We start from the raw sequence: 12,351 nt of genomic DNA, 5'->3' as shown, positions 1-12,351 counted from the left end.
GCCGACGGCGCAGCAGGCGGCGCAGCAGGCGCTCGGGAGGCCACCGTGTCCTGCGTCGGCTCGACTGCCGACGGCCCCTCGCTGGCCGCCCCCGTCCCGTCTACCCCAGCACCCGCCCGAGGAAGCCGCGGAGATAGCCGGCGACCACGTCCCGGTGGCTCTCCAGCAGGAAGTGACCGCCGTTGATCAGGTGCACTTCCGCGTTCTTGGCGTCGCGGGCGAAGGCGCGTGCGCCCGCCGGGCCGAAGATTTCGTCGTTGCGGCCCCAGACGGCGAGCACTGGGACCTCGCTGGTGCGGAGGTATTCGTGCAGCAGCGGGTAGAGCGGGCGGTTGTTCTGGTAGTCCCGGAACAGCGCCAGCTGGATCTCGTCGTTGCCCTCGCGGGAGACGAGCGCGACGTCGTGCTCCCAGGTGTCCGGACTGACCACGCTCGGATCGGGTACGCCGTGCACGTACTGCCAGCGGATGGCCTCGAGACTCATCGCGGCGCGGACGGCGGGTTCGGTGTCGGGGCCGGGGTTCGCCCCGTAGGCCCACAGGCCGGCCCAGAAGGAGTCGACGAAACCGTCCTCGTAGCCGTTGCCGTTCTGGGTGACGATGGCGGAGATCCGCTCGGGGTTCTTCAGCGCGAGGCGCCATCCGATGGGGGCGCCGTAGTCCTGGACGTAAAGGGCGTAGCGGTCCAGGCCCAGCTGGTCGAGCAGCCCGGAGGTGAGTTCGGCGAGGCCGTCGAAGGTGTAGTCGAACTCCGTTGCGGGCGGGGCGTCGGAGTGGCCGAAGCCGAGGTGGTCCGGGGCGATGACGTGGGAGTCGTCGGCCAGCAGCGGGATGAGTTCCCGGAACATGAACGAACTGGTCGGGTAGCCGTGCAGCAGCACAATCACGGGGGCGTCGGCGGGGCCGGCCTCGCGGTAGTAGATCTCGTGACCGTCGACGGTGGCGGTCCGGTGGCGCACCGAGCTCATGCCTAACCCCTTTGCGTATTTGATGTGGTTAGCTGTTCGCTACGGAAGCACGAGGTGGGCTAACCTGTCAAACAGCTCCATTCGGTTAGAAGGGCGGTGAACCCACGATGGGCGTGCTACTGGATCTGCTCAACAGCAGGCCGCTGATCAACGGCGAGGAGCAGGACGCGCTCGGCGACCAGGCCGCAGGCAGGCACTGGGCGCGGGAACACGGCGGCGACGGCAGCCTCGCGGAACTAACGCTGCTGCGCGAGGCGCGGGACGTCCTGCAGGATGTGGTGCGCGGAAGCTGTTCGCCCGCCGCGCTGGGCCCGCTACTGGAAGGGGTCCACCAGATCCCTGAGGTCACTTCGGACGGCCTCCGGTGGGCGGTCAGGTTCCCCCCGCACGCCCGGCTGGCCGTCGAGACGGTCCTCGCCTGGGCCGGCACCGAGGAACGGATGCCCGGCCGGCTGCGCCCCTGTGCCAATACCGAGTGCCGGTTGTTCCTGCTCGACCGCAGCCGCGCCAACCGTGCCCGCTGGTGTTCGATGGCCGTCTGCGGCAACCGCGAGAAAGTGCGCCGCCACTACGAGCGCACCCGCTGAATCCGCACCCAAGGGCCCGGCGGGAGCCGAACGGGAACCCGCCAAGCAGCAGGGCGGGTGACGAGGGGCGATGCCCTTCTCGGCGGGCGGCCCCGGTAGCAGCCGGAGCCCGGCAGCTGAAGGCTGCATCAGGTCAGCACGCTGTGGCACGTCAGAGATCAACGGTCACGCGGCTGCCCGCCTGACTTTCGGCGTCGAGGCCGGAAGGAAAAGAACAAGCTCAGTCTCAGCAGCAGATGCGTTCAGCGGCGGCGCGGGAGGGTCAGGGTGTGGCGTCGGCCGTACGCGACCGCACCGAGGAGGGCGGCGGCGATCAGCGGGGTGGCCCAGTTGACGCCGTCCAGGAAAACCCAGGTGAAGACCTCGGCACCGAGCATCACGCCGACCAGGCCGAGCGCGGCGAGCGCCACCATGCGCGGGACCAACAGGCCGACCGCACCAGCCAGTTCCAGCACCCCGGTGAGATACATGAGCCAGTCGCCCCAGCCGATCGCATCGAAGGTGACAGTGGCCGAGGAATGCGCCACGACCTTCGGGGCGGCGCTGGCGACGCCGTAGAACAGGGCCAGCAGGATCTGCAGACCCCACAGTGCGCGGTCGGCGCGGCGGGAAACGGCGGGGGCGGTGGCGGCGGAAAGCGCGGTTGAGGTCATGACCGGTCCTTTGGAGTGGCGTCGGGCCGCAGTGCGCGGTCACAGATACAGACCACCGCCATCCCCCGAACTCATCGGTCTCCGGGAAGCGTTCATGAACCCACCGCCCCGCGGCGGCTCCCGACGCCCAGCGAGAAAGCCGCCGTCCGCGGGGCGGGTCAGGCGTTCCGCGCCAGCCAGTCGGTATAGCGGGTGGGTGCGATTCGGGCGTCGCCTTTCGGCCCTCGGATGCGCACTCATCTGCTGGCGGCGACTTGTCGCCCTACCCTGACAGCGCCGGAACCCAGTGATCCATCACCTGGCGCAGACGCCGGCGATGGTCAGCAACCCGGTCGTCCGGCGGGACGAGCGGGACCCGCACGGTGACCATGGACCCGGACTCGTCCTCCACGATGACCTCCGGGCAGTCACGCTCGCCCGTGAGCTGAATGAAGATGGACGGCCCGCTGCTCATCGCCATCCAGGCCACGTCGTCGCCGGCGTCAAGACGGTCCAGCGCGTCCGCCCAGCTCTCCAGCCTCGCAACGTACAACGCCAGGTCAATACGACCGGACACGAAAGGAGTCTTGACGACAATCTCCGCGTCGATCCCGGCGGTCCACCCGGGACTACGCCCCAGAACGTTGACCGAGACACCGTTGCCCTCGTCATCAGCGAGTGAGATGAGCTCCCTCGGGGGCCTGTCGCCCATAGCTGCCCTTTCGTCGGCGAGTACCGAGCGATCCTCGCCCGACCCGAGGACATCCCTCATCTCATTTTGCTAGGAGTTCTTACAGACCAAGGGAGATGACGCCCAGAGCGGCGAGCGGCCCCGCCAGACCGATGGCGACCAGGGCCGCGGCCACGACGAGGGACAGCAGGCAGACACAGCCGGCGAAGACCAGAGTCCCCGTCGTGCGGCGGCCGATCTGGGCCGTGTCCCGACCTGGTGCGGGATCGTGGAGGATCTCCACTCGCTCGCCGGACGCGTAGTCGTCCGTGAGGCGGCGGGTGCGCCCCTCGACGTCGGTGAACTCATAGGTTCGGGCGTACACCCGGCGCCCCTCGACAAGGACGCCGCGGGTGCGCAGCCGCCACGCCTCCAAGCCCATCTCCCCTCCCGCGCGCACCCCGTGGCCGACCGGCACCGCGATGGAGCCGGCCAGCCAGCATCCCAGCGCGACATACCACTCGCGCGCGCCGAGCAGACCGGTCGTCAGCATCAGCGCGGCCGCCAGCAGGTAGAGCCCCGCGGACAGCCGAAGCACCATACGACTCCAGCCCCGTGACGGCTTTTCCGGCGGGGCCGGTGCGGCTGCGGCCGCCACGCCGGCCTCGGCAGCATCGGCCGGTGTCGCGTCCGATCTCGTGAGACGGCACAAGCCAGACTCGAAGTTTGCTATCCAGCCCTGGTCCTGTGGCTCCTCCACCATTCCCCCGCCCGGTTGTGGCAAGACCGAACACTGCGACTGGTTCGTGGGTGACTCTGCCAGGTGACCGAGAATAGGTCAACGGAGAACGTGGTGTGCACACTTTTAGTGCGGATAAGGTTCGGGGTTAGAGTTCCACCAGCCTCGCTGTAACTAAAAGTGAGGGCCCCTGGTCGGATGCGGCTCGGAGGGGTTCGGGACGCAGACCGCTGCCGCAGCGCAGCCGAATCAGGAGACGACAGTGCGGCAACCGGTTCAGCGACGGTCCATAGACAAGCGGCGCGATCTGCTGGCCGCAGCCGCCGTGGTTTTCGCCGAGAAGGGCTTCTACCGGACCACGGTCGAGGACATCACGACGCTCGCCGGCGTCGGGCGCGGGGCGTTCTACCACTACTTCAACAACGGCAAGAGTGACGCTGCCACGGCCGTGGTGACGGAGGGTTTCACGATGGACGCGGCGGTGCCGATGCTGCCGCGCATCCAGAGTGTGGTGGACGCCTCGATCGCCCTGGCCACGCTCACCCCCGTGGTTCCGGTCGTCAAAGCGGCTGCACGGCTCGCCACCGAGCAGGACCACCCGGCCGTCTACGGGCACCTGATCCGGCTGTACATCCCTCAGGTCACCGAACTGATTCAGCAGGCCAAGGACCTTGGCGAGCTTCAGCCGGGCGTGGACCCGGCAGTGACGGCGGAGGCCTGGGTCATGCTCTACTCGGGCACCGATCAGCACGCCCGTCTGGATTACCACAGGCTGCCGGAGAAGATCGCGGCGGCGAACGCGGTGGTCGTGCGGGGCATCGTCACCCCGGAAACGGCCCTCCAGCTCGACATGTCGGTCGCGCGCGGTGACTGGTTGGTGCGGCAGTCCCGATGGGCCGAGGAGTATGTGCAGGGACTCGAAGCCGCAGCGGCGGCCACCGGCAGCCCTGGGTCTGAACTGGGCTGACCTCGAACAGCGACGGGGCCGCGGGAGGAGTTTCCTCCCGCGGCCCCGTCGCATGTGGCCGCGCTCAGCTCAGTTCGACGGCGATGGACGTGTAGCCATTGCTGATGAACGACGCGGTTTGCTCCAGCAGTTCCGGGGCCAGCGCGAGCCGGGCGTGGGGGTAGCGCTCCAGAAAGCGGGTTACCGCGATCACGATCTCCCTGGTGGCCAGGGCCGCGCCGGGGCACACGTGCGGGCCGTACCCGAACGCCAGGCTGCGAGAACCGCCCTCCCGCCGCACGTCGAACCGCTCGGGATCCTCGTACCGCTCGGGATCGAGGTTGGCCCCGGCGATGTGGATGAGGATGGGCTCCCCCTCGCCGAACTGCTCCCCGCTGCGGGCGTCCTCGAACTGCCAGGCGGCGAAGCGCAGCGGCACGGAGGCGATCGGCGGCCGCAGGCGCAGGCTCTCCGTCAGGGCGTCCTCCATGGAGACCTGTCCGCTGGTGACCAGGGCGAGCTGGTCGGGGTGGGACAGGAGGTGGACCAGCAGGGTGCCGATGGCGTGGACGGTCGTCTCAGTGCCCGCGACGATGATGAGCATCAGCTGGTCGCGCAGCGCCGCGTCGCTCAGCGGGTTCCCGGACGCGTCCGCAGCGCGGACCAGGTCCCCGACGAGGTTGTCCCCGGGATGTTCCCGGGCGCCGCCAACCAGCTGGTCCAGGAGCGCGAGCACGGCCCCTATCGAGCGGGCCATCTCCTCCGCGCCGGCGGAGGCGTCGAAGAGCCCTGCGGCGGCCGCGCTGAATGCGGTCAAGTGCTCGGCGGGCACGCCCAGCAGGCGCGTGATCACCTCGTGCGGGACGGGCAGGGCGTAGGACTGCACCAGGTCGACGTTCCGCTCGGCGCCGACGCCGTCGAGCCCGTCCAGGACGTCCTGGACGATCGACTCGATCACCGGGGTCATCGCCTCGACCCGTCGGCGGGTGAGCGCGGCCGCGATGGGCGCCCGCAGTTCCCGGTGGTCGTCGCCGTAGCTGTTCAACGCGTTGTGGCTGCCGGTCCACCGGGCGATGACTCCGTCCACGCTCCGGGCGCCCTCGCGGTCGCCCGGCCAGTGCCGTGCGGCGTCGCGGCTCACCTGGGGTCCGGCGGACAGCCGCTCGGCCAACGCGAAGTCGACCACGGCCCGGGCCTGCACTGCTCCCGGCAGCTCCACGACCGGGGCGGGCCCCAGCGCCCGTAGACGCTGCCCCTCCTGGCCGTTGGTCTGGGCGGCCGTGGCGCCGCGCAGGAACGGGCACCCGCCGCCCGGCGGTGCCGACGGCGGCCTGGCCGAGAGAACAGCGGCACTACCGTCGGCCGATTCATGTCCGGGGGCCAGGGTCACAGCAGCACTCCTCATTTTGTCACGCAAAGTAGTCGCGAAAGGGTGATCGCGGCCAAGCACGGCATCGCCTCGTCGGGTGAGGCCTTCGCGGGGAAATGGGAGTCGCCCGGCGTGCGACACAGGCCACTGCCCGGGTTCCGAAACAAACCATGCGCATGGTTTGATCTCTATCGTTCAGGCTAACTGCCGTGATGGCAACCGCCCATTGCTGTGCGCACATTTCGTGCGTACGGCAGAGGGGCCGCGCACGGAGGGGGAGAGCGGTGCCGAGAGCGGATCGTGAGTACCAGGGGCTGTTCGAGCGCTACCGCCGACGGCGGACCCGGAAGGATCTCGGACTCGAACCGTGGTCCCTTCCACTGGGCCGGGGCAGTCGCGGGTCCGAGCGGATCCGGCAGGTCGACGTCGACACCGCCCTCCAGGGCGGCGCGGGCACTTACCAGAAGGTCCGGGCCGGGCGGCTGCGCCCCTCGCCGGACCTCTACTTGCGGTTGGCGCAGCTTCTCGGCCTCAGCCCCGAGGACACCGCCATCGGCCACCTGGAGCTGTTCCGGGCCGAGCCCGTACAGCCTCCCGCCCCGCCGTCGCCGTACCTGGGCCGGCTGGTGACCGGGCAGCGCGAGATCGCGTGCGCGATCACGCCCGACGGCCGCCGCATCGCCTGCAACGCCGCCTTCGCGGGCCTGTTCCCCGGGGGACAGCCTCCGGTCAATCTGTGGCGCTGGGCGCTGTTCAGCCCTGAGGCGAGGGGGCTATTGCTGGACTGGGAGCGGGCCTGGGCGCCGCGGCTGCTGACCGAGGTCAAGCAGGCGTGCTACCGGGCGCAGTTGGACGGCGCAGCGGCCCAGCTGCTGTCGGAGGTGGCCGACGACGCCCGGCTGCGGGCGATCGAGGAGAACGGCAGCGGGCTCGGCGGCGCATCCCTGCCGCTGCACCACCCGGCACTCGGCGACGGGACCGCGCACCTGGTCCCCGTACGGGCCACCGGCGCGACCGTCATGACCTTCATCTTCGAGCCTGGCGACTAGGAGCCGTTGTGTACATATTGGTGCCGGACGACCCGATGTTCATGACGCGGTTCCTGGAGATGGAAGAGCCTCTGTTCCACTCCCTGTACTACCTCCACCTCGCCAAACTGCCCGAGGCTCAGGCCGAGAAGATCCGCCGGGCCTACGACTCCTGGGGCGACATCCAGCGGGCGATACCAGGCCATCTGACCTGGCACACGCACAAGTCGTTCGAGATCGCCGAGTACAGCCGCCGGAACTCGAAGGGCTACAGCCTCTACGGACCCGAGGGTGAGCAGCTGATCAGCATGTACGCGGTCGAGGTGAGCGTCGAGAGCCTGAGCAGCCTGACCGAGTGCCTCCGGCTGCTGGAACTGGCGGAGCTGGAGACGCACAGTCCGCTGGCCGAGGCGCTCGCCGAGATCAGGGAAGCCGATCTGGACCGGGAGCTGGTCGACAACTACCGCCGGGTCCTGAAGGCGTTGCAGCTGTCAGCGCCTCGCGCTCTGGTGGCGGAACTGATGGGTGCGGCGCCGGAGGTCTCCCTCAACGCCGCTCTGTATGCCGAGTACGCGGACTACCGCGACCAGTTCTGCCTCGCCTTGAGCACGGGCGACTGGTGGATGTACACGATGCACCGGTCCTTGTACCTGTGACCCGTCACGGCGGCCGCCGCCCCGCTCGGCGGCCGGGGCCCGTTTCCCCCTTCACGGCGCTGGTCAGGCGCTGAGCATCGGGTGCGTCTCCAGGATCTCCTCGGATATGCCGAACGCCCCGGTCAGGGTGAGCGCGTGCGGCTCCAGGAAGCCCAGGACTTCCTCAACGGCGTCGGGCAGGCTCTCGACCTGAATAGCCGTCACCCTCCCGCGTGCCAGCAGGTCCCCGCTGTTCGCGGCGATCCTGCGCAGTGAGAACAGGGCGTGCAGGGCGCGCAGCAGGTCCGCCGGGAGCCCGGAAGGTGCCTGGGCGGCAGCGGTCAGCAGGGCCTCGGCGGCGAGCCGGTGCACGTGGGCGTCGGCCAGGGCCACGGCGGGCGTCACCGTGGAGTTCCAGCGGGCCAGCGGTGAGGCGGCACGCTTACGGAGCCGGGCCTTCGCGCGGGTGTGGGAGATGCGCTCGATGTCGGCCAGGAGGTCCTGGAGGAACTGGGGGTCGGTCAGCTCCCGGCTCTCGGCCGCGATCTCGCTTTCGGGCTTGAGGTCGACGCCGCCGAGCAGCATCTCGCCCCCGGCCTTCTGCATGATCACCGTGTTGTCGCCCTCGGCCGTGATCGTGCCCTCGATGGAGGCGAGCTGGAGCGCGATCCCGTTCGCCTGGATCAGGCCCTGTGCCCCGCACCGCTCGCGGCACTCGGACATGACCGCCCGCGACTGCCACGTGATCCACGCCTTGGTGATCGCCGTCAGCCGCTCGTACGCCTCGCGCTCCTCTCCGCCGGCCCGGTCCCACTGCCGTACCACCGAGCGCTGGAGCAGCGTGGCGGCGTAGGTCGTCGCCACGGCGTCGAGCAGGGGCGTGTGGTGCCCGCGGTGGGCGATCAGGGGCACCCGCTGGCCCTTCGTCATGCCGGAGGTGTGACGGGTGTGGGCGTAGCGCATGGCGACGTCGAGCGCGTGCCGCATGACGCCGAGCCCGTGGGCGGTCATGCAGAGTTTGCCCATGGTGACCCGGCCGATGGACTCCAGGAACCGGCGGCGCGAGCTGCCGAGCGCGCTGGTGAATTTCCCGGCCGGGGTGAGGCGTCCGTGGTCGCCCTGGAGGAGAGCGTCGTACGGCAGGCGAACGTTGTCGAAGGTGGTGGCGCAGTGGTCGACGGGGCTGCTGGTCGTCTGGGGCAGCGGCCGCACCCCGATGCCCGGCAGCGGGCTGCCGTCGCCGTCGCTGAGCGGCACCAGGAACAGGAAGACGCCCTGGTCGGTGCCCTCGACGATCAGGCGGGCCGCGACGACGGCCCCCTTCGCCCCGCCGGCCGGGCCGGTGTTGGGCATGAACTTCGCCGCGCCGGGATGCGGGGTCTGCAGCACGAACTCCCGCGCCGCCGGTTCGTACGTCGCGGTGGTCTCCATCTGCGCGGCGTCGTTGCCGTGGGCCACCTCGGTGCACAGGAACGTCCCGATGCGATCCCCACGGACGTACTCGCCCAGGTCCCGCCCGGCCGCATCATGGTCGGCCAGGCTCCCGTGAAACAGGTTGTAGTGGATCGAGATGATCGTGGCCATGCCCGGGTCGACCGCACCGGCCCACTCATGGATCGCGGTCAGCTCGACCGGATCGACCGCGAGCGCCTGCGGAGCCTCGACGGCCTCATTGACGATCCGGAGCCGGTCGTAGCTCAGGCGTATTCGCTCCCAGTGGGTGAGCCCTTCCTGGAAACGGAACGGGGCGGAGCTGAACAAGCTCCTCCACCGGTCGTGCGTGGTTCGCAGCTGACCGGCGAACAGGACGCCGGCGAGAGCGGCGGAAACGGGGACAGAGGAGACGGAACCGGAAACCGGAATCTGAGAGTTAGTCACACCGGAGAAAACTAGCCTGATCGATCACGTCTGACGGCGTGAGGATCACCACGATTGAGCAGGGCAAAAACACGGTAGGTACCCGCCCCGTCACTCACTTCCACCTGCTCAGCGGCCTGTTGAACCACTGGACCGGAACACGAAAGGGCCGTTCCGTACCCCGGAAACGGGTACGGAACGGCCCTTCGTCGTGACGGGATGCGGTGTCGCCGGGGGAAGCACCACACCCCGGGCAACAGCGTATCCGGATCACCGCCGGTCGGACGGCCCTTCGCGCTGCCGCGATCAGATTTGAGCGTCCCGCATTCCGGCGTCTCGCAGCTGCTCGAACGTTCCGACCCGCGCCGACCACCCCCGCCCATCCGGCACAGGCTGCCACCCCAGGAGCGAGTCCGGCGTGATGCTGTCGGGCCAGATCATGTAGCCGAGCATCACGAGTTCACTCCCCGCCGCGTGGGCGGCATCGACCGGGAAGGCGGGCCAGTCGGGCCAGTGCGTGAGGTCCTTCTCCGCGAGGAGTTCACTGCTGCCCTCACGCACCACGCGCAGGATGTAGCAGCTGTCCGCAGCCGTGCATGTGGCCGTCAGATCCCGGCGGGCGCTCTCAGTCGTCATGCGAAGACGCTGGCGAAGCCTCGCCATCACTCACGGGTCACCCCCCTAGCTTGATCTTTAACCTGTGCGGCGTGGGCGTGGGGTCGTTGACTTCTTCGTTCGTCGCTTTGCGGGGCCGGGTTTGCCGACGGTGTGCACGTCGTAGCGTGCGGTGGGCTGGCTGTTCTTGCGGCCGGGTGGCCGTGGACCGGGCTGCGTCGATTTCGGTGCTCCGGCTGGGCAGGCGGCCTTCGGGCAGAGGTGCCGAAAGTCGCGGCGGACTCGTGCGGGGGTGAGCCTGTCGGGCGAGGTCGGCTCTTCCCACGGCCGTCGGAGGTCTGCCGCAAGCGGACGGGCGAGACGTAGCTGGGTGAAGACGGTGAGGATCAGCCAGGTCCAACGGTCGGCGGCTTCGGGGGTGCGGATCTTCGGGCAAGTCCAGCCCAGGGTCTGCTTGAACAGTCGGAAGGTGTGCTCGATATCGAAGCGCCGCAGGAATGCCTGCCAGAGCATGTCGACCTCGGGCCCGGAGGCGTCGGTACCTGACCACCACAGCCAGACCGGCTTCGGTGTCGCGCCGCTGGGCAGGTGCTCGACCTGCAGACGGATCACCGTGCCCTCGATCAACGGCAGGGCACCCAGCTGGGAAGTCCAGGCCGAACGGTGGGTCAGTCGCGGATGGAGTCCCCATGCCCGTGCGGTGGCGGTGCCGTAGAGGCGGGTTGCGGTAACCGTCTGGGCGTCGGGGGTGTCCCAGGTGGCCGGGTCGCTGAACACGAACTCGCCGCCATGACGGGGCGGCCGGCCCCGGACACCGGGCTCACGCGTCGGGACCGCACGCCGTAGGACGCGGTCCGAGCGCATCCGGCCTAGCACCTGCACTGGGAGATCTTTCAGAAGGAAGGCCAGGCGGGGAACGTCGTAGCCGGCATCCACCACGACCAGGATCTCCGGATCGCCGTCTGTCCACTGCCCGGCATCGATCAGCCACTCGACGAGCTCGCGCATCTGCCGAGCCGTGACAGTGGCGGCGTCATCGCCAGGTGCCAGACGCAGCGCGTCCAGCGGTGCGGTCCAGGAACTGCGACCCGTCTCAAGTGCGCAGATCACCGAGTACGGCCAGCCGGGAACGGGAATGTGCTGGTCGTTGCCTCGCCCATAGGTGTGGCACAGGATCCGCTGCGGTGAGGTGTGGGCGCTGGGCCGCAGCCAGCAGGTGAGATCGGCGGCCAGGACCAGCCGGCCGTCCGCCGCCCGCGGCAGCTGCACTGTCGCTAAGGCCCGTCGCAGCCGGGCAAACGTCCACCCGGCCCGCGGACAGGGCGTCGTAGAGCCCGCCGTGCCCGCGTCGGTGTTCACCCACCAGCGACAGCTCCACCAAAGAGCGGACCGGACCGTCCGCGCACAACACCGCGTCCGCGAGCTCGAACAGCGCGTCCGCACGCCTGGTCAGACAGGAGTAGAACTCACCCCGGAGGCGTGACAGTTCCGCAAACGGATCCTGCCGGACAGTGTGATGCGACAGACTCATCCCCACGGCCTTCGTGCTGAGCGTTGTGTGTTCCTTGGTCGGATCACATGCTCAGCCGAAGGCCGCCCGTAAGTAGTCCAGTTATCAGTCCGAGTGATCAAAGGCGACGAACCGTCCGACTTATGAGGGTCGCGATTGAGATGCTGAGGTTACTCGGAGCGCCACCACCCCTGCCCGAGGTGCCAGTCCCTCACCCAGTCCAGGAAGTCGACTCCAAGTTCTCCGGACGAAGAATAGGGTGTGGCGCATCCGTCTCTGAGCCACCACACCTGGCCGCGCTGCGGGCCAGTCACCACCAACGTCCAGTAGTCGCCGGGTTGGTCACTGCCCAGAAGCACCGAGCCGTGCTGGTAGGTCTCATGCAGTGGCGACGAGTGGAGAGCGTTGTCGTAGTACTCGTACTCCCACTGCCATTCCTCTACAAGCGGGAAGGGCCGGTCGGGCTTGCGTACGGCGGTGCCGTCGAACGGCTCAGGACTCATCCAACAGTCAGCTTTCCAACTGACCCAGCTGTCGGGTTTTGCTCCCAGAGGCAAAAGGCCACCCTCGTCCATCGGGCCCTCGTTCGTTCCGTTCGCAATCTCGGCCACGAAGGTGCGATACGGCTCGGGCAACACAACACCCTGCTGGTCCTCCCACGACCGAAGCCCCTGCCAACCCAGCGGTCGACGACGGGTCTCTGCCGCGAAGGCTTCACCTAGCAGGGCTATCGCACTCAAGGTCGCATCTTCCACGCCCTACAGATATCACCAGCGACCGACATACAGTCCTGGCG

The 12,351-nt window shown here is 69.0% G+C and carries 12 protein-coding genes and 1 pseudogene; 4 read left to right on the top strand and 9 right to left on the bottom strand.

The features are described 5' to 3' along the window. Positions 1–100 precede the first annotated feature (100 nt). Complete coding sequence (locus IE134_RS30475) at positions 101–967, bottom strand: alpha/beta fold hydrolase (RefSeq protein ID WP_189432315.1); 867 nt, start codon at positions 965–967, stop codon at positions 101–103. A 107-nt stretch (positions 968–1,074) separates the two neighbouring features. On the opposite strand from IE134_RS30475, the gene IE134_RS30470 reads away from it, so the two are divergent. Continuing rightward, positions 1,075–1,554 (top strand): CGNR zinc finger domain-containing protein, encoded by a 480-nt coding sequence (locus IE134_RS30470; protein ID WP_189432313.1) that lies wholly within the window; start codon positions 1,075–1,077, stop codon positions 1,552–1,554. Positions 1,555–1,796: 242 nt separating this feature from the next. Here IE134_RS30470 and IE134_RS30465 read toward each other — a convergent pair whose 3' ends face one another. The 3 genes from IE134_RS30465 to IE134_RS30455 form a co-directional block, all read right to left on the bottom strand. Next, positions 1,797–2,207 (bottom strand): DoxX family protein, encoded by a 411-nt coding sequence (locus IE134_RS30465; protein WP_189432311.1) that lies wholly within the window; start codon positions 2,205–2,207, stop codon positions 1,797–1,799. Positions 2,208–2,469: 262 nt separating this feature from the next. Further along, a complete protein-coding gene (locus IE134_RS30460) occupies positions 2,470–2,958 on the bottom strand; it encodes a DUF5959 family protein (protein WP_189432309.1) in 489 nt (162 codons plus the stop codon). A 19-nt stretch (positions 2,959–2,977) separates the two neighbouring features. Continuing rightward, positions 2,978–3,457: a hypothetical protein gene (locus IE134_RS30455; protein WP_229823773.1), complete on the bottom strand. Its 480-nt coding sequence runs from the start codon at positions 3,455–3,457 to the stop codon at positions 2,978–2,980. Between the two features lie 400 nt (positions 3,458–3,857). On the opposite strand from IE134_RS30455, the gene IE134_RS30450 reads away from it, so the two are divergent. Further along, entirely contained in the window at positions 3,858–4,562 is a 705-nt protein-coding gene (locus tag IE134_RS30450; RefSeq protein WP_097887374.1) for a TetR family transcriptional regulator, read from the top strand. A 64-nt stretch (positions 4,563–4,626) separates the two neighbouring features. Here the strand turns inward: IE134_RS30450 and IE134_RS30445 are convergent, their stop codons facing one another. Then, positions 4,627–5,931 carry a cytochrome P450 gene (locus IE134_RS30445; protein WP_189432307.1) on the bottom strand — a complete coding sequence of 435 codons (1,305 nt, stop codon included), beginning with the start codon at positions 5,929–5,931 and terminating at the stop codon, positions 4,627–4,629. A 263-nt stretch (positions 5,932–6,194) separates the two neighbouring features. On the opposite strand from IE134_RS30445, the gene IE134_RS30440 reads away from it, so the two are divergent. Both IE134_RS30440 and IE134_RS30435 read left to right on the top strand, forming a co-directional pair. Then, a complete protein-coding gene (locus tag IE134_RS30440) occupies positions 6,195–6,959 on the top strand; it encodes an MmyB family transcriptional regulator (RefSeq protein WP_189432305.1) in 765 nt (254 codons plus the stop codon). 8 nt (positions 6,960–6,967) lie between these two features. Then, the gene (locus IE134_RS30435) at positions 6,968–7,594 is read left to right on the top strand and encodes a hypothetical protein (protein WP_030719870.1); all 627 of its coding nucleotides are present in this window, start codon (positions 6,968–6,970) and stop codon (positions 7,592–7,594) included. 63 nt (positions 7,595–7,657) lie between these two features. Here IE134_RS30435 and IE134_RS30430 read toward each other — a convergent pair whose 3' ends face one another. The 4 genes and pseudogenes from IE134_RS30430 to IE134_RS30415 form a co-directional block, all read right to left on the bottom strand. Next, a complete protein-coding gene (locus IE134_RS30430; RefSeq protein ID WP_189432304.1) occupies positions 7,658–9,451 on the bottom strand; it encodes an acyl-CoA dehydrogenase family protein in 1,794 nt (597 codons plus the stop codon). Positions 9,452–9,736: 285 nt separating this feature from the next. After that, the gene (locus IE134_RS30425) at positions 9,737–10,066 is read right to left on the bottom strand and encodes a hypothetical protein (protein WP_030719865.1); all 330 of its coding nucleotides are present in this window, start codon (positions 10,064–10,066) and stop codon (positions 9,737–9,739) included. A gap of 57 nt (positions 10,067–10,123) precedes the next feature. Further along, positions 10,124–11,576: pseudogene (locus tag IE134_RS30420) on the bottom strand (NF041680 family putative transposase). 149 nt (positions 11,577–11,725) lie between these two features. Further along, the gene (locus IE134_RS30415; protein ID WP_126932670.1) at positions 11,726–12,310 is read right to left on the bottom strand and encodes an SMI1/KNR4 family protein; all 585 of its coding nucleotides are present in this window, start codon (positions 12,308–12,310) and stop codon (positions 11,726–11,728) included. Between the last annotated feature and the right edge of the window lie 41 nt (positions 12,311–12,351).

This window comes from Streptomyces rubiginosohelvolus (genome assembly GCF_014649875.1).
Lineage (GTDB): Bacteria > Actinomycetota > Actinomycetes > Streptomycetales > Streptomycetaceae > Streptomyces > Streptomyces rubiginosohelvolus.
This window is presented reverse-complemented; position numbering and strand designations above follow the sequence as displayed.

What these genes read in the sequence shown, in the direction of transcription:
- IE134_RS30465 (WP_189432311.1), bottom strand. Translation starts at nt 2,207, where the DNA reads ATGACCTCAACCGCGCTTTCCGCCGCCACCGCCCCCGCCGTTTCCCGC.
- IE134_RS30455 (WP_229823773.1), bottom strand. Translation starts at nt 3,457, where the DNA reads ATGGTGCTTCGGCTGTCCGCGGGGCTCTACCTGCTGGCGGCCGCGCTG.
- IE134_RS30470 (WP_189432313.1), top strand. Translation starts at nt 1,075, where the DNA reads ATGGGCGTGCTACTGGATCTGCTCAACAGCAGGCCGCTGATCAACGGC.
- IE134_RS30460 (WP_189432309.1), bottom strand. Translation starts at nt 2,958, where the DNA reads ATGAGGGATGTCCTCGGGTCGGGCGAGGATCGCTCGGTACTCGCCGAC.
- IE134_RS30425 (WP_030719865.1), bottom strand. Translation starts at nt 10,066, where the DNA reads ATGACGACTGAGAGCGCCCGCCGGGATCTGACGGCCACATGCACGGCT.
- IE134_RS30475 (WP_189432315.1), bottom strand. Translation starts at nt 967, where the DNA reads ATGAGCTCGGTGCGCCACCGGACCGCCACCGTCGACGGTCACGAGATC.